This window comes from Paenibacillus sp. FSL R7-0273 (assembly GCF_000758625.1).
Classification (GTDB): domain Bacteria; phylum Bacillota; class Bacilli; order Paenibacillales; family Paenibacillaceae; genus Paenibacillus_AQ.
Map to the genome: position 1 here is coordinate 916,374 of NZ_CP009283.1, position 24,022 is coordinate 940,395.

At 54.6% G+C, this 24,022-nt stretch carries 21 protein-coding genes; 15 read left to right on the forward strand and 6 right to left on the reverse strand.

From position 1 onward, the window contains the following. Positions 1-114: 114 nt before the first annotated feature. Both R70723_RS03985 and R70723_RS03990 read right to left on the reverse strand, forming a co-directional pair. A complete protein-coding gene (locus R70723_RS03985) occupies positions 115-1,524 on the reverse strand; it encodes a HAMP domain-containing sensor histidine kinase (RefSeq protein WP_039869990.1) in 1,410 nt (469 codons plus the stop codon). Further along, positions 1,512-2,192, reverse strand: a complete 681-nt coding sequence (locus R70723_RS03990; protein ID WP_039869993.1) for a response regulator transcription factor — start codon at positions 2,190-2,192, stop codon at positions 1,512-1,514. Before R70723_RS03990 ends, R70723_RS03985 begins: the two co-directional genes overlap by 13 nt. A gap of 170 nt (positions 2,193-2,362) precedes the next feature. On the opposite strand from R70723_RS03990, the gene R70723_RS03995 reads away from it, so the two are divergent. Further along, positions 2,363-3,079, forward strand: coding sequence for a YceI family protein (locus tag R70723_RS03995; protein WP_039869996.1), 717 nt, complete (start codon positions 2,363-2,365; stop codon positions 3,077-3,079). A gap of 149 nt (positions 3,080-3,228) precedes the next feature. Here R70723_RS03995 and R70723_RS04000 read toward each other — a convergent pair whose 3' ends face one another. After that, positions 3,229-5,385, reverse strand: a complete 2,157-nt coding sequence (locus R70723_RS04000) for a peptidoglycan D,D-transpeptidase FtsI family protein (protein WP_305954269.1) — start codon at positions 5,383-5,385, stop codon at positions 3,229-3,231. Between the two features lie 139 nt (positions 5,386-5,524). Between R70723_RS04000 and R70723_RS04005 the strand changes: the two genes are divergently transcribed. The 6 genes from R70723_RS04005 to R70723_RS04030 all read left to right on the forward strand — a co-directional run bounded on the left by R70723_RS04005 (position 5,525) and on the right by R70723_RS04030 (position 9,040). Further along, complete coding sequence (locus tag R70723_RS04005) at positions 5,525-5,908, forward strand: (deoxy)nucleoside triphosphate pyrophosphohydrolase (protein WP_039869998.1); 384 nt, start codon at positions 5,525-5,527, stop codon at positions 5,906-5,908. Positions 5,909-5,928: 20 nt separating this feature from the next. Continuing rightward, the gene (locus R70723_RS04010; protein ID WP_039870000.1) at positions 5,929-6,252 is read left to right on the forward strand and encodes a nucleoside triphosphate pyrophosphohydrolase; all 324 of its coding nucleotides are present in this window, start codon (positions 5,929-5,931) and stop codon (positions 6,250-6,252) included. 4 nt (positions 6,253-6,256) lie between these two features. Continuing rightward, a complete protein-coding gene (locus R70723_RS04015; protein WP_039870003.1) occupies positions 6,257-6,607 on the forward strand; it encodes a hypothetical protein in 351 nt (116 codons plus the stop codon). Positions 6,608-6,690: 83 nt separating this feature from the next. Next, positions 6,691-7,692, forward strand: a complete 1,002-nt coding sequence (locus R70723_RS04020) for a Gfo/Idh/MocA family protein (RefSeq protein WP_039870004.1) — start codon at positions 6,691-6,693, stop codon at positions 7,690-7,692. Between the two features lie 96 nt (positions 7,693-7,788). Next, the gene (locus R70723_RS04025) at positions 7,789-8,724 is read left to right on the forward strand and encodes an ADP-ribosylglycohydrolase family protein (protein ID WP_039870005.1); all 936 of its coding nucleotides are present in this window, start codon (positions 7,789-7,791) and stop codon (positions 8,722-8,724) included. Between the two features lie 31 nt (positions 8,725-8,755). Beyond that, complete coding sequence (locus tag R70723_RS04030) at positions 8,756-9,040, forward strand: alpha/beta-type small acid-soluble spore protein (RefSeq protein ID WP_039870006.1); 285 nt, start codon at positions 8,756-8,758, stop codon at positions 9,038-9,040. 9 nt (positions 9,041-9,049) lie between these two features. Here R70723_RS04030 and R70723_RS04035 read toward each other — a convergent pair whose 3' ends face one another. Further along, positions 9,050-9,985 (reverse strand): sensor histidine kinase, encoded by a 936-nt coding sequence (locus R70723_RS04035; protein WP_047171016.1) that lies wholly within the window; start codon positions 9,983-9,985, stop codon positions 9,050-9,052. A gap of 599 nt (positions 9,986-10,584) precedes the next feature. Here R70723_RS04035 and R70723_RS04045 point away from each other — a divergent pair. The 5 genes from R70723_RS04045 to R70723_RS31865 all read left to right on the forward strand — a co-directional run bounded on the left by R70723_RS04045 (position 10,585) and on the right by R70723_RS31865 (position 17,051). Then, positions 10,585-13,314: a galactose-binding domain-containing protein gene (locus R70723_RS04045; protein WP_039870009.1), complete on the forward strand. Its 2,730-nt coding sequence runs from the start codon at positions 10,585-10,587 to the stop codon at positions 13,312-13,314. Between the two features lie 139 nt (positions 13,315-13,453). Next, positions 13,454-13,732 (forward strand): hypothetical protein, encoded by a 279-nt coding sequence (locus R70723_RS04050; protein ID WP_039870010.1) that lies wholly within the window; start codon positions 13,454-13,456, stop codon positions 13,730-13,732. Positions 13,733-13,830: 98 nt separating this feature from the next. Beyond that, positions 13,831-14,856, forward strand: coding sequence for a DUF4097 family beta strand repeat-containing protein (locus tag R70723_RS04055; RefSeq protein WP_039870011.1), 1,026 nt, complete (start codon positions 13,831-13,833; stop codon positions 14,854-14,856). Positions 14,857-14,891: 35 nt separating this feature from the next. Continuing rightward, a complete protein-coding gene (locus R70723_RS04060; RefSeq protein WP_039870012.1) occupies positions 14,892-15,569 on the forward strand; it encodes a response regulator transcription factor in 678 nt (225 codons plus the stop codon). 18 nt (positions 15,570-15,587) lie between these two features. Continuing rightward, positions 15,588-17,051: a sensor histidine kinase gene (locus R70723_RS31865; RefSeq protein ID WP_052421176.1), complete on the forward strand. Its 1,464-nt coding sequence runs from the start codon at positions 15,588-15,590 to the stop codon at positions 17,049-17,051. Positions 17,052-17,836: 785 nt separating this feature from the next. On the opposite strand, the gene R70723_RS04070 is transcribed toward R70723_RS31865, so the two are convergent. Further along, on the reverse strand, positions 17,837-19,114 hold the full coding sequence (locus R70723_RS04070) for an IS110 family RNA-guided transposase (protein WP_039870016.1): 1,278 nt from the start codon (positions 19,112-19,114) through the stop codon (positions 17,837-17,839). A gap of 249 nt (positions 19,115-19,363) precedes the next feature. Next, complete coding sequence (gene infC, locus R70723_RS04075) at positions 19,364-19,891, reverse strand: translation initiation factor IF-3 (RefSeq protein ID WP_039870018.1); 528 nt, start codon at positions 19,889-19,891, stop codon at positions 19,364-19,366. A 332-nt stretch (positions 19,892-20,223) separates the two neighbouring features. Between infC and helD the strand changes: the two genes are divergently transcribed. The 3 genes from helD to R70723_RS04090 all read left to right on the forward strand — a co-directional run bounded on the left by helD (position 20,224) and on the right by R70723_RS04090 (position 24,022). After that, positions 20,224-22,659, forward strand: a complete 2,436-nt coding sequence (helD, locus tag R70723_RS04080; RefSeq protein WP_039870020.1) for an RNA polymerase recycling motor HelD — start codon at positions 20,224-20,226, stop codon at positions 22,657-22,659. A 122-nt stretch (positions 22,660-22,781) separates the two neighbouring features. Continuing rightward, entirely contained in the window at positions 22,782-23,360 is a 579-nt protein-coding gene (locus R70723_RS04085) for a GNAT family N-acetyltransferase (RefSeq protein WP_039870023.1), read from the forward strand. Next, the gene (locus R70723_RS04090; RefSeq protein WP_039870025.1) at positions 23,357-24,022 is read left to right on the forward strand and encodes a P-loop NTPase family protein; all 666 of its coding nucleotides are present in this window, start codon (positions 23,357-23,359) and stop codon (positions 24,020-24,022) included. Before R70723_RS04085 ends, R70723_RS04090 begins: the two co-directional genes overlap by 4 nt.

Genomic DNA, 24,022 nt, shown 5'->3' on the forward strand with positions numbered 1-24,022 from the left:
TATACCATGCACACAGGCTGCGGCACTACTGCTTTGCCTGCGTGGTGCCACCACCCGCGAATATGGCGATGAGCTGCCTGTTACACTGCTGCTTCCGCCTCTGCTCCCGGCGTGCTATGGCTGAAGCGGCAGCGTCAGCACAAAGGTGCAGCCTTCAGCCGGAGGCTCACCGAGCACCAGGCTTCCGCCCATAGCCTCTGCCAGCAGGCGGCTGAAGGTCAGGCCGAGTCCGAGGCCGCGCAGCTGGCTCTGCTTGCTGCTGCTGCGGAAGAAGGCCTCGAAGACCCTGTCCCTGATATCAGGGGAGATGCCCGGTCCGTCATCAGCGATGCAAAGCTCCGCGTACTCCTGCGAGATTGCAGTAAGCCGGACTGTCAGCTGCAGCGGCTGTCCCGCCGGCGCAGCCTGCACGCTGTTGTTCAGCAGATTAACGATAATCTGCTGAATGCGCAGCGGGTCGCCCCGCACAAAGAGCGGCTTGTCCGGCAGCTCAAGCAGAGGCTCCTTAACCTCTTCAGCCTGTGTCAGCCCCCATTGGTAGACGATTTCTGACAGTAGCGGAACTGCATCTATCCGGTCATGACGGACTGCAACAATGCCAGCGGTCAAGGCATTGTAATCAAGCAGATCGGCGACCATGCGCTGCAGCCGGCCCGCTTCCTGCAGGGCGATATCGAGGAACTCATCTGCCTCGTCACCCTCAACAACACCCTCCCGGACGGCGTGGACCAGTCCTTTAATAGAAGTGACCGGTGTTTTCAGCTCATGGGATACCCCGGCCAGCATAACGGCCCGGGACTGCTCGAACTGCTGCAGCTTGCCGGACATCTCCTGGAAGGAGACAAGCAGCTCATGGATCTCCCGCTCTTTAGCCCCCGTATCCAGTATGATGTTATATTCCCCGTTGCTGATCTGCGAAGCGGCGGCGGCTACCCGCTGAATGGGCTTGGCCAGCTTGCCGGATAACAGATAGATGGTCAGCCAGCTGAGAATAATGAGGAACAGGATAATAATGGAGAAGAAAAGAATCTCCTCCTGCGGAATATGCCGCAGTGAACGTTTAGACTGAAGCACGATAACCTGTCCTAATGTCTCGCTGCCTTCCTGAATCTGGGCAACGGCGGCCTTAAATTCCGGACTGCGGGCATCGGTCAAGGTGTCGTTAAGCTTATAGTGCATCTCTTCCTGGGTCAGCGGTGGATCAGAGAACAGCAGCTTGCCCGCGGGGTCCGTAACAATAACGCACATCTCCAGTGATACCTTGAAGAACCGCTTCCGGTCCTCCACCAGCTTGGCCAGCGTCGGGCTGATCTGCATCGTTCCGTCACTGGCTAAGCTGCGGTCAGCAATTTCCTGGGCCAGCAGGCCGGTCGTTTGCATCCGGTTGTTCATCGCCTCCTGCTGGATCCACCAGAAGGTGAGCAGCGCAGTCAGCAGCAGCCCGGTGCTGATAATAATAATGTAGCGGAGCGTCCAGTAGGTAAGGATGGAGGTGCGTTTCCGCGGTTTTTTCATTCGGTCCATAGCTGATACCCCGTCCCGCGCAGTGTGCGGATTTCCCCTTCTGAGGCAGGCCAGTGCGAAAGGGCCTGCCTCAGCCGCTTGATCGACAGGTCAACAGCGCGGTCGCTGCCGTCATAGTCCATCTCCCATACCTGCTCGATCAGCTGGTCTCTTGTGCAAATCTGATTCGGCCGTTCCGCTAGGAACAGCAGAACGGACATATCACGCGGACTCAGATTGACCTCTGCGCCGTTGAGAAAGATGCTGCGCGCGCTGAAGTCAACAAACAGGCTGCCAAAATGGCGTTTGCCGCTTCCGTCAGACCACTGGGAGGGGCGGCGCAGCACTGCATTTACACGGGCGACAACCTCCTCGGGAATGAACGGCTTGGACATATAGTCGTCAGCACCGCCGTCGAGCCCGGCCAGCCGGTCCTTGATGCCGTCTCTGGCGGTCAGCATGATGACTGGACAGCTGCTGATTTTGCGGATCTGGTCCAGCAGCTCAAAGCCGTCCATCTCCGGCAGCATGATGTCGAGCAATATAAGGGAAGGGGGCGAAACCCCGAACACTTCCAGTGCAGTCCGCCCGTCGGCGGCACGGGTGACGTGGTAGCCCGCTTTTTTCAGATAGGCGCTGAGCACGCGGGCAATGGCCTCCTCATCTTCAACAATCAGAATCGATTTCAAAGTCATAGCCCTCCTTTTTGCGGACTGAAAATCCGGAATTACTTAAAATCACGATCATTTTACCACATTCCACCGCAGGGTGCTTCGACTTATTCCCGACATATTGCTTTGCTAGAATGGGTTCAAGCCGGACAAGGCATAGAGAAAATATAGGGATGGAGGCAATAATAATGAAGAAAAAAACATGGATATGGGCAGCCGCTGGTGTCGTTGCCGCAGGAGCAATCACAGCCTTTGTACTTTTCAACAACAGCTTGGGCAATAACGTGGAGATCGAGTCGGTTATTCCTGCACAGGAGCAGACGTCAGCTAACTCGGGTGCAGCTGCTGCGAATGCGCCGGAGGCGGCAGGCGCTGCGGTTACCGCAGAGCAATTGAACGGGGCATGGAGCGTAGCGGACACCTCGAAGGTATACTGGTCGGTTACAACCTCCCAGGAAACAGTGAATTTCGTGAATCCGTCGGTTACAGGTACATGGAATGTTAATCTGGAGGATGCAGCCGCAATGACAGGTGAAGGCTCCATTGAGATGAGTGCGCTGGATTCCGGCAACGGACAACGGGACGAGCATGTAAAAGCAGCTGACTTCCTGGATGCAGCCCAGTTCCCGCAATCGACCTTTGTGGTAAGCTCCTTCTCCGAGCTGCCGGCCGAATGGACGGAAGGTACAGCAGTGCCTGTCCAGATGCAGGGAACGCTTACCGTCAAGGGAATCGACAAGGACGTTATTTTTGACTCGCAGGTGGTATACAGCGGAGGACAGCTTATGCTGTCAGGAACGACAACGGTCACCTTTGCCGACTTCGGCCTGACCAGTCCGCATAACATTGTAATGGAAACGGAGAATGACCTTGAGGTGCGTCTGGAGCTTGTGCTGAACAAGTAAGGTTTAATATAAATGAACCCTTTAATAAAATAGTGTAAGACAGACAAGCCCGTTCCGCTTCGGAATGGGCTTGTCTCTGTTTAATTCTGTGAATCCTGCGAACAGTTGTGCATCTGCTGGCTAACAGATAACCATATTGGCGGGTCCGGCTAATCTGTCTGCTCTTGATCGGCCCCGTCTCCTGCTTCCACGTCCGCCGTGCTCTCCGGCTGCGGAAGGCTTTTCTTCGGAATGCTGTCCAGGCCATACTCCCAGTCATAGGCATCAAAAATTTTGCGCGCTACCGGAGCAGCACTGTTGGAGCCGAAGCCGCCCTCTGGAATGACTACAGCAACCGCCAGTTTGGGCTTGTCACGCGGGGCGAAGGCGATGAATACGCCGTTGTCGGCCAGATGGCTGCTGCGCTTCCCGTTCACCGTTATGCCATACTGCTGCTGGGAAGTACCCGTTTTGCGGGCGAAATCATAGGGGAAATCGTTAAATGCAGTAACGCTTGTGTTCATCCCCTTGATCACCTCACGCCAGTAGGCCTTATCAAATTTCACCTCATTCAGGACCTCCCTGCCGAAGGTTTTGACTGTATTTCCGGCCTGATCCGTTATTTTGCTGACAAGCTGCGGTTTGATACGCACACCCTGGTTGGCCAGAGTGGAGGCATACTGGGCGAGCTGAAGCACCGTATACTGGCCCTGCTGTCCAAATGATGCATAAACCAGTGCAGATTGGGCACCGCCCCCGCCGCTGTCCGTATCGGCCTCATTAAAATAATTGATCAGCCCCTTATGCTCCCCTGGAAGCCCGCTGCCCGGCTTTTCACCCAGCCCGAACTCTCTCATATATTTATCCCAGACCTTGACCCCTTCGGAACCGTACTTCACGAAGAGCTTTTTGCCAATCTCATCAATCATAAAGACGTTAGAGGATTTCTCGATAGCCATTGCCGGAGTTTTAAAATAACCGTACGCATGACCGCCTGAATTGCGGACAGTGGTCTCGTGTCCGGCCCGGCCGAAGGTTGTGCTGCCTTTGTCGGTGTATGATGTGTGTGTGGTGATGAAGCCTTCATTTAATCCGATTAAAACCGTCAGCGGCTTGATGACAGACCCCAGAAATACCGTGGAGCTGAAATTATGCCCGGATCGTCCGGAGGAGATAGGGGTTATCGCACCATTCTGGTAATTAAGCTGTATTGCGTTATACACCTCGGTAGGAAGTGTCCCTGTGGTCCACAGATTAGTATCATAATCCTCCATACTGGCCATCGCTACAACATTTCCTGTGTCCACTTCCATAGCCACCGCATAGCCGGTTAAGGCATCCCGATGAACCTTCCCCTGCACCGGATTGCTGTGGACCCATTTGATCTGATCCAGGATGGCCTGCTCGGTCTTCATCTGAATGGTTTTGTCGATGGTGGTCCACAGGTTGTTGCCTTTGACAGGAGGCACCGTCTCCACGATGCCCTCGGCCATATTCTTGGCATTAACAGCTACGCTCAGGTAGCCGTTGCGTCCCCGCAGCTCGCGCTGGTACTGCAGCTCAAGCCCGTCGACCCCTACAAATTCATCGTCCCGGTAGGCCAGGCTCGGGTCTGCTTCATTTCTCATGGCAGCTTGAATGTTCAGATACATATCAAAGCTTTCCTTTGATTTTTTGAAGGGCTTAATGTATCCGACCGTCTGTACAGCAACGGTGTCCGGATCATAATGGCGCTCGTCCTCTTCGCTAACCGTCAGATTCGGATACTTGTCCTTGTTTTCCATGAAGTAGGCAATTTCCTCATTGCTCAGACCCCGTTTGACCGGACGCGGCATGAAGCCGGAATACACCTTGGAATCCAGATCCATTGCCTTGAGTATGGCTTCCTTGGTCAGGGCTTCCCCTTCGGGCAGCTTAGCCCCGTATTTAACGAAGCTGGCCGCCAGATCAGCAGCGAGCTGATCCGCTTTGGCGGCAGCCTCAGGCGCCCGGCTGGTAATCCGGGTCTCTTTGTCCGTTACAGTCTGGGTAAATTCACTTGTCAGGGAAAAATAAAGCGTCTGCACCGAGGTTGAATAGGCCAGCTTCTCCCCGCCTTTTGCGAAAATGGTTCCGCGGATGGAGGCAAGGGGGACATTTTTGGTATCCCGGCTGGCTTCGGCCTCAGTGAGTGTGGAGCCCTCCACAAATTGAATGATGGCAAGACGGACAATAATAATGCAGAATATAATAAACGTGCTGAAGAAAAAGATATTGATGCGCAGACTGAGTGACTGGTTAGGCTTCGGATCGTCTTCCATGGCATTTGGCCTGAAAATATCTTTCACTGCTAGCCTCCCTGCAGAAATATCTGCTCTATAAATCTATGAACCTTTTAATGATATTCAAATTATATTTTACCATATTAAGCCACTATCTGGAATCTGGAGCGGATGCCGGAATTTTTTAAAAAAGGAGCAAAAATCGATGATTGACGTGGCCGCAGCCATTATACACAATGAAGAGGGGAAGCTGCTGATTGCCCGGAGAAAGCCGGGTAAAGCACAGGCGGGGCTATGGGAGTTCCCGGGCGGCAAGCTGGAGCCGGGTGAGGATACCGTGCAGTGCCTGGTCAGAGAGCTGATGGAAGAGATGAATATAGAGATTAGGCCATACGAGTACTTTGACTGTCATGAGCATGACTACGGTACGGTCCAGATCAGGCTGATTGCCTGGAAAGCGGAATTTGTGGGCGGTACTTTTGAGCTCACCGATCATGATGCCTGGAGCTGGGCGGAGCGAAGTGAACTGGCAGAGTATGATTTTGCGCCGGCGGATGTGCCCTTTGTAAAGAGGCTGATGGAAGAATAGAGGAGAGGCGGCTGATTAATGTGATTAAATATAACAAGCTGGTCAGGGACGGGATTCCGGCACTGATAGCTTCGCAGGGAAAGGCCTGCACCACAAGGGTTATGGATAATGGAGAATACATAGAAGCATTGCGGGCGAAGCTGCGCGAAGAGGCTGAAGAATATTTCAAGACGGAGCAGGACAAGCAGTCGCTGGAGGAGCTTGCTGATCTGCTGGAGGTAATCCATGCGCTGGCTGCGGTACATGGCGGTGACCGTGAGCAGCTGGAGCAGATACGCACAGAGAAAGCGGAGCGCCGCGGTGCATTCACTGAACGTATTTTTCTGCTGCAGGCGGAGGAGTAGCCAGATGTTCAAGAACAAGATGACATTTTCGCTTAGCATTGTTGCTGCTACCGTTCCGGTCTTCTTCTATATGTATCTATACCGTTCGATGCCTGATTTTGTGCCTGTGCACTACGATGGTGCAGTGGCAGACCGGTTTGCATTAAAAGGGAGCTATGAGATTATTCTGATCAGTCTGCTCGGCTGGCTCGGCTTCGGTCTGATCAAGCTGCTTCAGCTGCTGCTGCGCAGGCTGTTTCTGCGCAGCTATATTGAGAATCTGGCTGTGGTCCACCGGGTCTGGAACGCGGCTACACTGCTGGTAACAGCAGGCTTTTCTGTACTGGCCATATATACGCTGCTGGCTATGGTGTAAGCCGGCAGCTTTCTTTTACACATGAAGCGCAGTTTGATAGAATCAATAGGAGTAAAACTATTCTTGGGCAGGAGGGAATAACAATGACTAACGATAACGCTTTCAAGATAAAATGGGGTATTCTGAGCACCGGCTGGATTGCCCACAAATTCGCAACCGATCTGGCCCATGCCGCTAACGGTATCGCTTATGCTGTCGGCTCGCGTACACAGGAAAGTGCGGACGAATTTGCCCGGAACCACGGCATTCCGGTAGCCTACGCCACCTATGAAGAGCTGGTTAGCGATCCTGAGGTGGATGCCATCTACATCGGAACTCCGCATCCGTTCCATAAAGAGAATGCGCTGCTGGCCCTGCGCGCCGGTAAGGCGGTCTTGTGTGAGAAGCCGTTCACGGTGAACAGTGCAGAGCTGGAGGAGATTGTGGCTTATGCCCGGGAGCACAAGCTGTTCCTGATGGAGGCGATGTGGAGCCGCTATATTCCGGCCAATGCCAAGGTCAGAGAATGGGTTGCAGCAGGACGGATCGGGGATGTGCGGCTGGTCAAGGCAGACCTCGGCTTCCGTGCGGACTGGAATCCGCAAGGGCGGCTGCTGAACCCCGAGCTGGGCGGCGGCGCACTGCTGGATGTCGGTATTTATCCGGTATCCTTTGCTTCGATGATTCTGGGCCCGCATCCGGAGTCGGTGTCGAGTACCGTCCATATCGGAGAAACCGGTGTGGATGAGCACTTCTCGCTGCTGCTGTCCTACGAGGGCGGCAAAAGCGCCTCGCTGAACGGCGGAATCCGCCTCAAATTGACCGAGGAGGCTCATGTGTTCGGTACGGACGGGCATATCGTCGTCAAAGGCACACTGGTAAATCCGCGGTCGGCTGAGCTGTACGTCGGCGGCGAGCTGGTAGAGGTCTTTGAAGATGACCGTACTTCTGACGGGTACTGCTTTGAAGCAGAGGAAGTGGGCCGCTGCCTGCAGGCCGGACTGACGGAAAGTCCGGTTATGACGCTGGATGAGTCCGTTGCCATTATGAAGCTGCTGGATCAGGTCCGGGCCGAGTGGGGACTTAAATATCCCGGGGAACAATAATCTCATGCTCTTATAATATCTGCGGCGGCTCTCAGAGAATGTGTTTAATAGCTCTGAGGGCCGCTTTATTACATCAGCCCTAAGGAGGAGGATTTAATGGCATTAATTAAAGACCGCTATCAAGGCTGCCTGCACGGGCTGGCCGCCGGAGATGCGCTTGGAACCACGGTGGAATTCAAGGCTCCCGGAACCTTTGCGCTTATGGAGGATATGATCGGGGGAGGGGTGTTCGGACTGCAGCCGGGGCAATGGACGGACGATACGTCTATGGCGCTCTGTCTGGCAGAAAGCCTGCTGGAGCAGCAGGGCTTTGATCCCGCTGACCAGATGCAGCGGTACCTGAGTTGGTTCCGCGAGGGCCACCTGAGCAGCACCGGGGAATGCTTCGACATCGGCAATGCTACGCGCGAGGCACTGCTGAAGTATGAAGCCGGTGGAGCTGCCTACAGCGGGTCGGCCGATCCGCTGGCTGCCGGGAACGGCTCGATTATGCGGCTGGCTCCTGTTGTGCTGTATTATGCGGCTAATCCGGCAGAGGCTATCCGCTATGCGGCGCTCAGCTCCAGGACAACCCACGGGGCAGCGGAATGTCTTAGCGCCTGCCGCCTGATGGCCGCATATATTCTGGCTGGCCTGCACGGCTGGAGCAAGCAGGAAATGCTGGCTCCGGGAGCCTTCGGCGGCTGGCTTAAAGAGGAGGAGCTGACCCCGCACATCCTGGATATCAAGCGCGGCTCCTACAAGCATAAGGAGCCGCCGGAAATTCAGGGCAGCGGCTATGTTGTGGAATCTCTGGAGGCGGCGCTGTGGGCGTTCCACCACTCAGAGAGCTTTGCTGAGGGGGCGCTGCTCGCTGTCAATCTGGGCAATGATGCTGATACGACAGGGGCCGTGTACGGCCAGATTGCCGGGGCCTATTACGGGCTCAGCGGCATCCCGGAAGGCTGGGTGTCCAAACTTGCCATGCGCAGCCTGATCGACGATTACTCGTTAAGACTGTTGGATACAAAGAAGAACCTTAGGGAAAATTAGAACCAATAACCCTAAGGGAGAGTGAAGCAGGATGGCAAGAAGAAACCGGAAGTATGCAGTACCGGGGGCGGCACAGGGAATGCAGAGCTTCAAGGCTGAGGTTATGAGACGGGAAGGCTACCCGGTGGACCCGAATCATCCGGATGACGTTAAATATGAGGTAGCCAAGGAGCTTGGGATTCCTCTGCAGCCGGGCAATAACGGTAACCTGACAACCGAAGAGGCCGGACATATCGGCGGCAGAATCGGCGGCTCCATGGTCCGGGAAATGATCCGTCTGGCCCAGGAGCAGCTTGCCGAGAAAGGGCAGTCCTGAATAGCAGGCTTAACAGCATGAATCAAGCGCAGCTGTACCTGCTCTGCCGGATAGCGGCAGCTCGACCCGGATCTCAAGAATCCCGTCCTGTAAGGCGGCTCCGGCCGTGCCGCCCATCTGCTCCGAGAGCAGGCGGACAATGGACAAGCCTAGTCCTGAGCCGCTGCGTCTGGCCTGATCGCCGGTGTAAAATCGCTCAAACAGCCGCCCTGCGTCAACAGAAGAGGAGCTGCTAACCGGATTGCTGAACGATAAAACGCCCCTGCTGCCATCCTCAGACAGTGTAACCTTTACAGTCAAGCCTCCGTCAGCATGCTGAATACCGTTACGGATCAGGTTATGTATAATTCTGGACAGGGGTTCTTTATCTGCATACACGAATACTGGCGCTGCTTCCACAAGCTCAACTCCAAGCCGGTGCTCCTCCAGTACAGCGACGGAAGCGGCAAGGAAATCAGCCGTGTAATTGCTCAGGTTTATCTCCTGTATCTTCAGCTCAGGCTCAGTCTGCAGCAGATAGGAGTATTCAAAAAAATGATCAATCAGCTGCCCCAGCGCCTGAGCATGCTTTTGCGCTGTCTGCAGCTTTTTCTGCTGTCCGGGGGTCAGACCCTCGTCCATCATCAGCTGCTGATATCCCCTGATCGCTGTCAGCGGAGTACGCAAATCGTGAGAGAGGTTCGCGATCAGCTCCCGGAGCTCCTGCTCCTCCTGAATGCCTTGAAGACGGAGCGTTTCCTCCGCCTTCAGGCATTTATTCATGTGACTCGCGAGCAGTGTCAGCTCCTTGTTCATCAGCTCAAGCCGGAGTGGTTGGCGGGTATTCTCCCTCAGGCGTTTATCCAGCTGCCGGTTGATGCTCTGCAGCTGCCGCCGGATCAGCAGATTATACCAGGCAAGCCCGGTTATTAAGATAACGGCAGTTATTCCGGCGGCAAGAAGCAATTAGCCCACAACCCTTCCTTATCATTGCCGCTTTTCTGCCAAGCACGGTAAACCGGCTGTACCCGCTCACAACCGCATCATGGATTGTTTTGTGCAGCTCCAGAATGCCTGCAACCTTCTCCGGCTGGTCACTGCCGATACTGAGGTACTGCCTGCAGTTTTCATCCAGCTGCTCCAGGGTTGCGAAAGGAGAGGCAAAAATGCCTTTGATTCTTGCGCATTTGACTAAACGGGCGAAATGAGAGGCAAAAGTGCCCTTGAATCCGGCGCATTTGGCTAAATGGGCGAAAGGAGAGGCATAAGTGCCTCTGAATCCGGCACATTTAGCTAAATGGGCAGAATGAGAGGCAAAAGTGCCCTTGAATCCGGCACGTTTAGCTAAACGGGCGAAATAAGAGGCAAAAGTGCCCTTGAATCCGGCCCGTTTAGCTAAACGGGCGAAATAAGAGGCAAGAATGCCCCAAACGTCCGGATTCCACCGCCAAAGGTCCGGATAATGCCGCCAAAACATTTTAATATTAAAGTGCTTCCGCAATACGCGTTCATATTCTATGATCCGCAGGCAGCACTCAGATTGTTACACACAGGAGGGAAGTATAATGTTAAAAAGGTTAAGCACCGGCAAGTTTCTGATTTATCTTCTGGTACTGGCGCTTGTGGCGCTGCAGTTTCCGGTCACTCCAAAAGCACTGGCGGCGGCACAAGTGTATGAAGCGGAGTCGGCTGTACTGTCCGGGGGAGCGGCGTCAGCGTTTGACCATACCGGGTACACCGGGACGGGATTCGCCGGCGGGTTCACGGACAGCAACAAAGGAAATGCTTCTGCGAAGTTTAATGTAAGCGTTTCACCTGCCGGTAATTACACAGCTGCCTTGAGATATGCCAACGGCACGGGCTCAGCCAAAACCTTAAGCCTGTACGTGAACGGCACCAAGCTGAAGCAAATTTCGCTTCCGGCCACAGCCGGCTGGAGCAGCTGGGCCATTGCCTCAGAGACGGTTGCCCTGAGTGCAGGCAGCGGCACAATCACCTACAAATTTGATACAGCGGACAGCGGCAACGTTAATCTGGACAATCTGTCGCTGGATCTGTCCCAGGGAGCCAATCTGGCTCTTAACAAAAGCGTTACCGCAAACAACACCGTCTCCGGTTTTCCCGCAGCTAATGCGGTGGACGGAAATGCATCCAGCTATTACGAGGGGGCAGCTAACAGCTACCCTAACACGCTGACCGTTGATCTGGGCAGCACGCAGACGGTTCATACCGTTCAGCTCAAGCTTCCATCCGGCTGGGGGACCAGAACGCAGACCCTGTCTGTACAGGGCAGCACGAATAATACCTCCTACAGCACGCTTGCCGGTTCCCAGACTTACACCTTTAACCCCGCTGCAAACAATACGGTATCTATTACCTTTACAGCAGCTTCAGCCAGATATATCAGAGTGAATTTCACAGCAAACAGCGGGGCAACAGGCGGCCAGGCTGCCGAGCTTGAGGTATACGGCTCAGGCACAGTCACTCCGACCCCGGCACCGACGGCGACAGCCACACCTGCCCCAACGGCCGTACCGACAGCGACACCAGTGCCGACCGCAACACCAGTACCAACCGCCACGCCGGTTCCTACACCAGCGCCTTCGGCGGGAGCTTTTGGAGCAAATATGCCGTATGACACCTACGAAGCTGAAAATGCTGCCTACACCGGAGCACTCATCGGCCCGTCAACTACAGCCGGAGAGCTTGCATCCGAAGCCTCAGGCCGAAAAGCGGTCAAGCTGACCGCAGCAGGGCAGTACGTGCAGATCACGCTCGCCAAGCCTGCGCAGGGTATAACAATCCGCTATGCCATCCCGGATAATGCGTCCGGAACGGGCTTAGAGTCGGCGGTCAGCATGTACGTGGGCGGAACGCTTTTCAAAGACATCAATCTCACCTCCAAATATAGCTGGAACTACGGGGAATGGGGGACAGAGGGGGGAGAGGTCCGCTGGTCCAACAACCCGAATGCGGCTTCGACCACACCTGCACATATGTACGATGAAGTGTCTGTTCTGCTCGATAAAACCTATCCGGCCGGAACGGTCATCAAGCTGGAGCGGAATGCGTCCAATTTGAATTTTGGCTCAACCGCTTATGTCACAGTAGATTTGCTAGAAACAGAAGCCGTTCCTGCGGCGCTTACTATGCCATCTAACTACGTTGCTGTTACCTCATATGGTGCTGTAGCAAACGACGGTGTAGATGATACGGCAGCTTTTAACAACGCAATTGCTGCTGTCAAAAACTCCGGCGGTACCTACAAGGGCGTATGGATTTCTGCGGGAACCTTTCATCTGAACAACGGCAGCAAGGGCGCCGGCTATGACGGCAGCGGAACAAGACTGTACCTCGACAGCGGCGTGTCCGTAAAAGGGGCAGGCATCTGGCATTCTACCCTGTCCGGCAATTATGCGGGCTTTTATCTGAGGGGCGGAAATGTAACCCTGTCCGATTTCAAAATCAGCGGCAGCGACATCATCCGCGACGATTACAACGGGCTTACTGCGGTTGAGGGCAACGGTACGAACTCGGTTATCAGCAATCTGTGGATCGAGCATGTAAAAGTAGGCTTCTGGTTCACGAATCAGACGGATAACGTTACCGCATCCAATTCCAGAATCCGCAATGTCTGGGCGGACGGCGTCAACCTGCACCGGGGCACTTCAAACTCTACCGTTACGAACAACTCGGTGCGCAACAGCGGCGACGACGGCATGGCTATGTGGTCCGACACGTTCCTCAATACCAATAACACGTTCAGCTACAATACGGTGCAGCTTCCGACATTGGCCAACAACATCGCCATTTACGGCGGCAAGGACAACAAGGTGATCGGCAACCTGCTTACGGACACTGTGCGGACAGGCGGCGGGATCTCTTTTGGCACCAATTTCAATCCTCCGTCCATGACCGGCACGCTGACCATTCAGGGGAACAAGCTGCTGCGTACCGGCTCAGCCCACCGTGACTACGGCTATCAGATCGGGGCAATCTGGGCTTACTGGCTGAACAACAGCGGTAAGGCACAGAACCTCACGGTTAACGTATCCGGAAATACGATCCAGGACAGCACGTACTCGGGGATTTTTGTGGAGGAACCGGCTCCGAATATTGCAGTCACGTATGCCAATAACACAATCCTGAATTCCGGAACCTACGGTGTATACATCAACGGCTCGGCAACCGGCAGCTCGGTGTTCAGCAGCAATACGGTTACTGGTGCGCCAGCAGGTGAATTTGTGAATGCTTCTGCCAGCTTCACCGCCACAGGTTCGGGGAACAACTGGTAAGAGCTAATTTTATAGAAAAGGCCATCCGGCTCCGGGTGGTCTTTTTGGGCTGAAATAGACGGATTCGTCCAGAGGATGGTATGTTATTACATATTAGGGAAAAGAGCCTGCACTGCTAGTGGAGAGGGAGTGAGCATGCTTGAGTGCCCGTTTACAGAGAAAATCTGCTACAACGGCCTTGGTGGTAACTGCTGTTCTGTTGATTACGGATCTGTTTTTTATTTTTTATGACCACCCGCTTGACGGAGTAGGCATTCTCAGTACATTCATTTTGCCGCCTGCCGGGATACTCTTTGGCTTATCAGCTTATAAAATGACGCGTTCGCGCAAAGACATCATTCTTATCCTGCTAAATGCTGCCGCTTTTGTTAGCTATTTTGCCTATATGTTCTTTGGAACCTTAATTCTCGGGCCGTAAGCTTCTAATCAAACTCTAATCCGGCTGCAAAGCCTTTCTCATCCTTTGTGGTTTACCATTAAGCCGAACATACACAAGGGATGGGAGGAATCAGGTTTATGAAAAGCTCTATAAAAGTGGCAGCATCAGGATTCTTGGCGGCGGCGCTGCTGCTGTACGCAGGCTCGGGGTTTGGCAGAGAGGCGCTTGCCCGGCATCTGAATGAGACTGATTTTGAAGCAAAGCAGGCGGAGCAGGTGAAGGCACAGGTGAAGGCTGAGGCGACGGGGTCCGGATTTTCTTTTGACAAAGGGACTACCGGCATTAAATTGGGCGCTGACACAGAGAGGATTGCCATTACCGGCGTGAATGGGTCGATTGAACTGAAGCAGGGCAGCGGTACACAGATAGAGGTACATACAAGGGTGGTGGTCGATCATGCATCCCGCACAGAAGCGGAAGCTATCGCAGCCAGAAGCGGAATTAAGGTACAAAAAGGCAAGGAGCTCAGCATCAAAACCTACGGGGAAGCAGCCAGCAGCCGCTATAATATCAGCATTCATCTGACGGTTACGCTGCCTAAGGTTGTTAAAGCCGGTTTGCAGGCAGAGCTTACTAATGGAAACGTGCTTTTGTCAAAAGTGACGGCGGGCGGGCCCATTACATTAGCTGCGGATAACGGAAACATTACGGTAAAAGAGAGCGGGAGCGATCTGGTCCTCCATACCGACAACGGGGTTGTTACTATAGCAGGCGTCCAAAAAAGTGCAGCAGCCTCTGTGGTGAACGGAAACATTGATGCTAACAAGGTTACGGGACCGCTGGATATCCGGACTGTAAACGGCAATCTGACTGTTAAGAATGCTTACTCGTCTATTAAGGCAGAAAGTGTAGCAGGCAATATTCATATTGAGTCTTCAAAAGTCGGCGGCCACTGGGATGTGTCCAATACCGCAGGTAATGTCAGTCTGGCCTGGCCTGAGCAGGCGGATGTGCAGGTAGAGGCCAGTGCAACGTTCGGAAAGCCGGAAACGGAGTTCCCGTTAACAGTAAAGGGCGGGAGAGTCAGCGGAACCCTCGGCGCCGGAACGTATCGCATTGAGGCTTCCTCGCTGGCAGGCTTGTCTCTTAAGATCAGCAATTAATTTTATAGCGTGAGAAGGTGGAGTACCGTTTGAGTATGAAGGAGCATGTCCTGATTATTGAGGATGAAGCTGCCATGGTCCGGCTGCTGGAGCTGGAGCTGGCTTATGAGGGCTATGACATTACCGTTGCCAGAGACGGGCTCGCCGGTGCAGAGCAGGCCATACAGGGCAGCTATGATCTTATTCTGCTTGATCTGAACCTGCCGGGGATTAACGGAATTGAGGTCTGCAAAAGAATCCGCGCCGTCAAGCAGACACCGATCATTATGATCACCGCGCGCGATACCATCAGCGAACGGGTGCGGGGGCTGGATACCGGTGCAGACGATTACGTGCCCAAGCCGTTCGCCATTGAGGAGCTGCTCGCCCGCATGCGTTCCCTGCAGCGGCGGCTGCAGCAGAGCCGGGAGCCGGAGGATCTGCTGGAGGCCAAGGACCTGTCGCTCAGTGCGGCTTCGCACAGGGTAACCCGCGCCGGGCAGGATATCGAGCTGTCGCAGCGTGAATTTGAGCTGCTCCGCTGCCTGCTGCAGAACAAGAACCGGCTGATGAACCGGGAGGCGCTGCTGAATCTGGTCTGGGGCTATTCCTATGAGGGAGAAACCAATGTTGTGGATGTCTATATCCGCTATCTGCGCATGAAGGTGGATGAGGGCTACGGGGAGAAGCTGATCCATACGGTCCGCGGCAGCGGCTACATTCTAAGGGAGTGACGGGGAGGGGAACGGCAAATGAAGGGGTGGACATTCTCCCGCAAGGTCAGCGCCTCGATCGCCCTGGCTTCCCTGGTTGTGGCGGCAGTGCTTGGCGGCTTTGTGTATATTACCTTCAGCCAATGGACGCAGAAGCAGGAGAAGGAGCTGCTTACCGAAAAGCTGAAGCAGTTCGAGCTGCAGATTAAGGAGGTTACCTTCCTGCCCTCGCTGCTAAGACCCGGCTTCGGCAGAGGGAGCGGGGCGGCGGCGGTGCTGAAGCCGGACCTGTCTTCCTTTGCCGCTGATCTGGATGAAGGCCAGACGCTGCAGCTGCTGGATGCCAAGGGGCGGGTGCTTGCGGAGGAGGGCGCGTCATTGGGAGCAGAGGCGGGGAAGGACACGGCGATGCCGGATGGTGCAGAAGCCGCGCAGTTTGAAGCAGTAAGCAGCCTGACGCTGCCGGCATTTGGCACGGTAACCCTGCGGCTGGCTGACAGCGGGTATTCTGCAGCGGCCGCAGCCTCGCGCGAGGTAGGCCGGCTGCTGCTGCTAGGCCTGCTGCTGGCTGCCGGGGCAGCAGCGCTGGCCGGATGGCTGGTCGCCCGCTCCGCCTTGAAGCCGATCCGCAGCATGATCGGCGAGGTGCAGAGCATCGGGGCAGACAATCTGTCGCACCGGCTTGCGCTGCCTGCAGCGCAGGATGAGCTGCACCAGCTAGGGGCGACCTTTAATGCGCTGCTGCAAAAGCTCAGTGTGTCCTTTGACCAGCAGCGGCGTTTTGTGGCAGATGCTTCCCATGAGCTGAAGACACCGCTGGCTATCATTGAGGGGCATACCCATATGATCCAGCGCTGGGGCAAGCAGTCGCCGGAGGTGCTGGAGGAATCCCTGGGCTTCATGATGGATGAGGCGGGCCGGATGAGGCAGCTGATTGCCCAGCTGCTGCTGCTGGCCGAGACGGAAGAGCCGGTACAGGAAGGTACCGGGGAAGAATGCGAGGTACAGCAGGTTTTGCACGAGCTACTGCCCCAGACCGTGCACGTAGGTCCCGGTGTTACTTTAAGTGCCGGTGAAGCCGGGAATACCGGTCCATTGATGGTCCGGATGCCGGCGGGTGCCTGTTACCAGGTGCTGCGCAATATAGTGGAGAATGCGCTGAAATATACACCGGAAGGCGGCAGTGTGCACATTGCATATCAAGCAGACCCTGATCGGGTTATTGTATCCGTGACAGATACAGGAATCGGGATTTCCTCTGAGCAGCTTCCGCATATTTTTGACCGTTTTTACCGTGCCGAAGGGTCGCGGAGCCGGGCAAAGGGCGGATCGGGACTGGGGCTGGCCATCGCCAAGGCGATCATGGAGCGGTACGGAGGCTCGATCGCCATTGAGAGTATAGAGGGGGCAGGCACCAAAGCGGTGCTGTCGTTTGTGCGGGGATCGGGGGCAGAGAGCAAGGGGGCAGGAATTAGGGAGCAGGGAGTAAGGAGTAGTGAGTAAGGAATAGGTAGTAGTACAGTAAGCTGATTCGGGGGCTGTAACGATTGTCAGAGCGGAGAGTGCTGCAAGCAGTCTGAGATAACCAGCATCGCCCCAGCGGAGAAGGCGCATTATAATGAGCGGATTTCCTTCAGAAGCGGAGCTGGTCTTAGCAAGCACAGCATACCGGTTGTTCATTGTAATAGTTCTTTCGAGATGATGACCATTGCCGGGTTTTAGCTGTACGTGGTGTGAGTGTGACTCTCGCCAGCCTGCGGCTATATGAGCCTGCAAACACTGCCGGACGGACCCAGGTGACGTTATCTGTCCATTTTCCGGCAGTGGGAGCTTCTAACGGACCCAGTTGCCGTTATTGCAACGAAAAGGCTGTGATTTCTGCGAAGTTGTGCTAAATAACGCCTGTGGTGTCCGTCCCTCGTATTTAAGAGTTTCTCTCACAAATACTCACTCATTCGCAGGATTTCAACGTACTGGAGTAACAGGGAGTGCGAGTTAATGGTGGGGGTTGAGCTGCCAGGAGCGCTAGGGGCATGCAGGAACAAAAGCAGCGTATGACGTGCTTTAATCCAAGGATATCCTGCATACTCCACTTGGCCCATGGAGGTTCACCCTCCCAGATCTCTACGGGTCTATGCCCTCACATTCCTTCGTTACACCTGTCCATGGCGTGGAGACCGATAGCGTTTAGTTAACGGGTCAAGGCCCTTCCGGACACACACACTCGGTTCTCTTATACATGCAATGTTGTAGAATCCTGCGAACAAGTCAATTCTCGTGGTTCCAATTTATGCGGCAACTGGGGCTGCAGATGCACTTTGGTATGATTCCCCTCGCTGGACCATACCGATCAGGATACGAGCCAGCTTGCCAATCAGTTTAAAAAGCGACGCCTGCTTCTTCATGCCCCGTTCCTGGTTGTGCGTATGCCACCGCTTAAAATCCGGGTTTTGCCGCACCAGATTCAGCATTCCCCAGTAGAAGTGCTTGCGGAGCATGCTGTCCCCCCGCTTGGAGAGCTTGATTTGCCCTTTGAACTTACCGGAGGTACACTCAGCCAGATTCAAACCGGCTCGTCGTAACAATTGCCTGCCGTGCGCATACAGGCGCAGGTCGCCCGCTGAGGCTAGAATGGCTGCCAGCGTCATCGTGCCAAGACCCGGGATACTTCGTAATTGCTCAGCCAAAGGAATTTCTTGCAGGATCCGCCCGAGGGCCTCCTCTATTTCACCGAGCATGACGGTTACCTGCTTGTAGGTTTGAATCAGGCGGTAGAGGTCTTGCCGTGCTTCTTCCGTTGCTCTCGTATCCCCAATACTGCGCGCTGCTGCTGCAAGTAACGCGCCTGCTTTCGCTCTGCCACTGACGCCGGAGGCCCGTTTCATCCCTTGCTTGCGCCAAAGTTTAATCACCTCATCCACACTCAGTCTCTTTAGATCACATGGCAAAGGACAAGCGTGGAGCGATGCTAGCGAACGAAGCACTGTCCAGTCCGGAAAGACTTGGCGGAATTCGGGGAAATAAAGGTCGATCCAGCGGACGATTCGATTGCCCAAGCTTATCGATTGCTTTACCCAGTACTCTCTGTCACTCATGAGTGTCTTTAGACGCTCAAAAGTGGCTTCCTGAGTCACATAGTCTGTGTAGTAGCCGCGACTGACCACGTCTGCAATGACAAGCGCATCCTTGGGGTCATTCTTGGATGGGCTATTGTCCCGGTTTTCCTTATTACGGTGGGTGGTCACCGGGTTCACCAACACCACCTCAATCCCTTGTTGAAGCAGCCAATTGGCAAGGTTAAACCAGTAATGCCCCGTAGGTTCAAGTCCAATAAGAAGGGATGTTAGCCGGTGCTTGCTCTGGGCTTCTTTTACCCAACGCAAAAGCTTCTCAAAGCCTTCTAGCGTATTGGGAAAAGACAGATGGCGGGGAGTAAGCGAACGCCCGCGAAAATCGGTCATCTGCGCGGCGTGCATATCCTTAGCAATGTCGATCCCAACCACTACATGCTGCACCGTAATTCGCTCAATACGTTGATTCGTTGTTTCGTTTCGGTTAAACTTCATAGTAAGCGCCTCCTGATGAGTTTTTGGGCTTCCGACCCCTTATACTCTCATCATACGAGGCGCTCTTGTTTTTGTCTAAGCCAATAACTTAGCGAATACAGGAATGTTTAGCTAACGCAAATACCGGCATTTCGAACAATAAGGTCGTCTCAGTCCGTTAGAGCTGCGCGGATTGATCTTCGGCAACAAAAGGGCATCCTAACAGCCATATCCCGGCTGTTAGGATGCCCTTTTCACTTGCCCCGTTGCTCAGCGCGGATTCAGCTGCACCTTTGAGCCTTTGCCGCCGCTCTGGACACCGGTGTCCTTGACTCCGGCATCCTTCAGATCGGCGACCAGCCGCTCGATAACGGTCTTGGCTGCGGCCGCTTCTTTGGCGCCGGAGGCCTGGACATTCAGCAGCACCGGCTTGCCGGAGCGCAGATGCTTGTCCGCCTGGCGCAGCTTCGTGTCGTAATCATGCTCCTCGATGTGGGCAGTGAAGCGCAGCTCCTTCACCTTGACCTTGTCTTTGCCGCCGCTCCGCCCGGCGGTCTGGCTGGAGCCGGTCTTACGTGCGGATGCTGCTTCCTTCTGGGCCGAAGCCTTTGCTTTGCCCTTGGGCATCAGGGTGCAGGGCGGCGGGCTGCTCATCAGTGAGGTGCAGACCAGATCCGCCCCTTGTGACCGGGCCATCGCCAGCGCTTCCTCCCTGGAGACAATGCCCAGCTTCTCGCCCCGGAGACCGGTAAGTACAACCTCGGACGCCCGTATTTGTTCGTTCATGAATACTGCCATTGATCGTTAACCTCCTGCAAACATGGATACTGTTATCATAACGGGAAGTGGCCTGCCAGTTCAATCAGCAGAATGGAGCCCCGCATGAAATCCCCGCCCAAACTCCCGGGAGAACAAAAAGAACCCGGCAGTCTCTGCCGGGTCCACGTATATAAATCCGTTGCATGATAAAATCCGTTGTGATATAGTTAAACAGCGTCACTATTTTCATTTAAATTAAGACATAAGTATAACATCTTATTTACACCTTAATCTTACCATAGGCTTTGCAGCTTTGTCAAACCCGATTTTTGCAGAAGGCAGACCAGATTAATAGAGGAGCGTGTCAGCGGATGATTCATGCGGAGGAATGGCAGCGGGAGCAGGAGCGGCTGGATTTGGTAACGGAGGAGCTGCAGACAGCCATTGCCGGAATTGAACCGGAAGTGTCCGGACTGCGGGAGCAGGTAACGGAGATCCGTAAGCGGTTCTGGGAGGAAGTGACCGTTAATACCAGCACTGACGAGGATTTTGAAGAGACCTTTTACAGCATCAAGCAGCAGGAGGCGCTGCTGTCCGAGCGGGAGCGCAGCCACCGGGTGCGGATGCAGCGTTACAAGAGCATGAAGCGGCTGCTGCCGTCCCCGTACTTTGGACGCATTGATTTTCAGGAAGAGGGACAGGGCAGCAGAGAACAAGTCTACATCGGCGTAGCCTCTTTTGCCACTGAAGACGGTCTGGACTTCCTGGTCTATGACTGGCGCACCCCCATTGCCAGCATGTACTATGACCACTCACCCGGCGCTGCTGTCTACGATACACCGGGCGGAGAGATTGCCGGGACGATGACGCTGAAGCGGCAGTATCAGATCCGCGCTGCCAGGCTCCAGAATGTGTTCGATACAAGCCTGACCATCGGTGATGAGCTGCTGCAGCAGGTGCTCGGCAAAGGTGCCGATTCACAGATGAAGAGCATTGTAGCTACAATCCAGAAGGAGCAGAATGCGATTATCCGTGATGACAAAAGCCGCATGCTTATTGTCCAGGGGGCGGCCGGCAGCGGCAAAACCTCCGCAGCGCTGCAGCGGGTAGCCTATCTGCTGTATAAGCACCGCGACCGGATCACGGCAGATCAGATCGTGCTTTTTTCGCCGAATCCGATGTTTAACAGCTATGTCTCCACCGTCCTGCCTGAGCTTGGTGAGGAGAACATGCAGCAGACGACCTTTCAGGAATATCTGGAGCACTGGCTTGGGGCGGAGTTCCGGCTGGAGGACCCGTTCGCGCAGATCGAGTATGCGATGAGTCCGGGGGCGGCACCGGCTTATGAAGCGCGGATGAGCGGGATGACCTATAAGGCTTCCGGTGATTTTTTGCAGGCACTCCGGAGCTACGCGCTGTGGCTGGGACAGGAGGGCATGTTGTTCCGCAGCATCCGCTTCCGGGACCGTGAGCTGATTACGGCTGCACAGATGAAATTGCAGTTCTACAGCTACGCTCCTACTATACGTCTGGCTAACCGGATTACCCTGCTGCGGGATTGGCTGCTGCGGGAGCTGGCGGCGCTCGAAGTCAAGGAGCTGGAGGCAGACTGGGCCCGGGATGAGCTGGATTATCTCGATACCGAGCAATATGCCGAAGCCTACAGCACCTTGCTCAAAAAAGTGCAGCGGCAGTCGGCAGTCTTCGATTTCGCTGAACAATACGAGGAGCTCTACGGGGAGCTGCGCGGACAAGAGCAGGGTGAAGAGAATGTATTCGACTACGCCGAACAGGAGGAAGAGCTGCTGCTGCGGCTGATTGTAAAGGAGAGCTTCAAGCCGCTGCGACGGGAGGCCAGACGCCTGAAATTTATAGATGTAACCGGACTTTACAGCCAGCTGTTTGCGGAGGATGCGGAGGCTTACCGGCAAATGACGGGGACTGCAGCTGTACCGGAGCTGTGGGTGGACATTTGCGCGCAGACGAAGGAGAAGCTGGAGCGGTTTGAGCTTTTCTATGAGGATGCAACCCCGTTACTGTACCTGAAGGAGCTCATTGAAGGCACCCGGACGAATACAATTGTCAGACATCTCTTTATAGATGAAGGCCAGGATTACTCGCCGTTTCAGTATGCTTTTCTGAAGCAGCTGTTTCCAAGGGCGCGGATGACTGTGCTTGGTGACTTCGGGCAGGCGATTTTTCCGCAGGCGACGAATCTGGCCGAAGCAGGTCCGTCTCTGACAGGGCTATATGGCAAAGAAGAAACCGCGCTGATAACGCTTGTCCGCAGCTACCGCTCCACCCGCCAGATTGTGGAGTTTACGAAATCGCTGCTGCCGGAGGCAGGGATCATCCCGTTTGAGCGGGAGGGCAGGAAGCCATGTCTTACCCGTACCGGCAGCGGCGGAGACCGGGCGGGGCGGATGATGCAGGATATTGCTGCGCTCAAGGCGGAAGGCCTTGATTCCATCGCAGTCATTACCAAAACAGCCGACGAAAGCCGTGAAGCCTATGAGGCGCTCCTTTCACATGGCGTTGAAGGCCTGCGGCTGATTACGAAGGATACACTCACTTTTGAAAAAGGAATCCTGGTCCTTCCCGCCTACCTCGCCAAAGGTGTCGAATTCGACGCCGTGCTGATCTATGATGCTTCTGCGCAGACGTACCGGCGGGAGAGTGAGCGGAAGCTTTTTTATACAGCATGTACGCGTGCGATGCATCAATTGATGCTCTATTCGTCCGGGGACTGGACACCTTTTATTAAGGGGATCGATCAATCCTTATATGACTCGGTGACTCTTGATTAAGAAGCATCTGATTGTTATAAACAGCGGGTAAACTCGGTTAAAATCAAACTCTACATTGGCACATGCCGGCGAACCGGATTATGCTTAGCTCATATTGCCTGAAAGAAACGGGAGGAATGGCTATGATTGAGGCTTTAGCCGTAATGCGTCTGGAAACGGAGCGGCTGATTATCCGCCCATATATCCAAAGCGATCTGCAGGAATCGTTTGAGCTGATGCAGGACCCGGAAGTGCTTACGTATATGCATATGGATGTCTTTTCCGCTGAGGAGTATCAGGGGGTTTTTGACTGGCTGATCAGCAGCTACGATATACCGTTTGATGAAGCCTTTAAATATTCGTTCGCCATCCGGGAAAAAAAGTCCGGTGCATTCATCGGCTGGTGCGGTGCAGGCACACTCGACTTCTGTCCGCCTGACAAAGAGCTGTACTATCTGATCGGACGGCAGTACTGGGGCCGGGGGTATGCTGCTGAAGCGGCTTCGGCCTTGGCGGAATATAGCTTTGGGGTAATCGGGCTGGACCGGTTATACGCCAAAGCCGACCCGCGAAATACAGCTTCAGCTAAGGTGCTTGGCCGGCTCGGCTTCACATTGGACCGTGTGCTCGAAGGCCTGACCGGAGATTACGCGGACTGTAACGGAGAAGAGATGTATGTGCTGTCCAGAAAACATTGGATTAGGGGTGTGCATCAACAATGACAACCCGTCCTAAACAGTTAATCATCATCGACGGCATGCCGGGCTCCGGTAAAACAACCTGTGCCTCCTCCGCTGCAGAGCTGCTGACATCCCGGGGAGTGGCAAACAGATGTATTTTGGAGCTGGAGGAGAATCATCCGCTGTTTATCCGGGGGTATGAATTCACCTCCCTGGCGGATGAGGATCAGGCGGAGCTGTTCACAATACAGCTTGAGGCTGTGTTCCGGAGATTTGTGGAGGAGCGGCTGGGAAGCGGTGATGAAGTAACGGTTATTGAAAGTGTGCTTTTTCAGGACGCCGTCAGCTGCGCTCATCATATGGGAATGGCTCTACCTGAACTGATTAAGCTCACCGCGTCGCTGCAGGAGATATTGGCTGCGCTGAATCCGGTGCTGATCTATTTTTACCAGCCTGATGTGGAGGCCCAGTGGCGGTTTATCTGCAGTGTGCGCGGCAATGAATGGGGGCCCGTCTCGCTGCATACGGATGAGGATTTCCGGGAGGCTGCGGCGTTATGGAGCGGCAGTCAGGCGTTCGTCCGGTCGGTAGTGGACGTATGGGATATCCCGAAGCTGGTTATTGAAAATAAGGATTACCGGTGGGCTGAATACAAGCAACGTGTTGGCGGATTTATTGAGGAGCAGGTTATTAACGTTTACTGA

Excerpts from the sequence above, each read along its gene's own strand:
- helD (WP_039870020.1), top strand. The coding sequence starts at position 20,224 with ATGATTCATGCGGAGGAATGGCAGCGGGAGCAGGAGCGGCTGGATTTG.
- R70723_RS04055 (WP_039870011.1), top strand. The coding sequence starts at position 13,831 with ATGAAAAGCTCTATAAAAGTGGCAGCATCAGGATTCTTGGCGGCGGCG.
- R70723_RS04045 (WP_039870009.1), top strand. The coding sequence starts at position 10,585 with ATGTTAAAAAGGTTAAGCACCGGCAAGTTTCTGATTTATCTTCTGGTA.
- R70723_RS04005 (WP_039869998.1), top strand. The coding sequence starts at position 5,525 with ATGATTGACGTGGCCGCAGCCATTATACACAATGAAGAGGGGAAGCTG.
- R70723_RS04015 (WP_039870003.1), top strand. The coding sequence starts at position 6,257 with ATGTTCAAGAACAAGATGACATTTTCGCTTAGCATTGTTGCTGCTACC.
- R70723_RS03985 (WP_039869990.1), bottom strand. The coding sequence starts at position 1,524 with ATGGACCGAATGAAAAAACCGCGGAAACGCACCTCCATCCTTACCTAC.
- R70723_RS04030 (WP_039870006.1), top strand. The coding sequence starts at position 8,756 with ATGGCAAGAAGAAACCGGAAGTATGCAGTACCGGGGGCGGCACAGGGA.
- R70723_RS31865 (WP_052421176.1), top strand. The coding sequence starts at position 15,588 with ATGAAGGGGTGGACATTCTCCCGCAAGGTCAGCGCCTCGATCGCCCTG.
- infC (WP_039870018.1), bottom strand. The coding sequence starts at position 19,891 with ATGGCAGTATTCATGAACGAACAAATACGGGCGTCCGAGGTTGTACTT.
- R70723_RS04070 (WP_039870016.1), bottom strand. The coding sequence starts at position 19,114 with ATGAAGTTTAACCGAAACGAAACAACGAATCAACGTATTGAGCGAATT.
- R70723_RS04020 (WP_039870004.1), top strand. The coding sequence starts at position 6,691 with ATGACTAACGATAACGCTTTCAAGATAAAATGGGGTATTCTGAGCACC.
- R70723_RS04025 (WP_039870005.1), top strand. The coding sequence starts at position 7,789 with ATGGCATTAATTAAAGACCGCTATCAAGGCTGCCTGCACGGGCTGGCC.
- R70723_RS04090 (WP_039870025.1), top strand. The coding sequence starts at position 23,357 with ATGACAACCCGTCCTAAACAGTTAATCATCATCGACGGCATGCCGGGC.
- R70723_RS04085 (WP_039870023.1), top strand. The coding sequence starts at position 22,782 with ATGATTGAGGCTTTAGCCGTAATGCGTCTGGAAACGGAGCGGCTGATT.
- R70723_RS04060 (WP_039870012.1), top strand. The coding sequence starts at position 14,892 with ATGAAGGAGCATGTCCTGATTATTGAGGATGAAGCTGCCATGGTCCGG.
- R70723_RS03995 (WP_039869996.1), top strand. The coding sequence starts at position 2,363 with ATGAAGAAAAAAACATGGATATGGGCAGCCGCTGGTGTCGTTGCCGCA.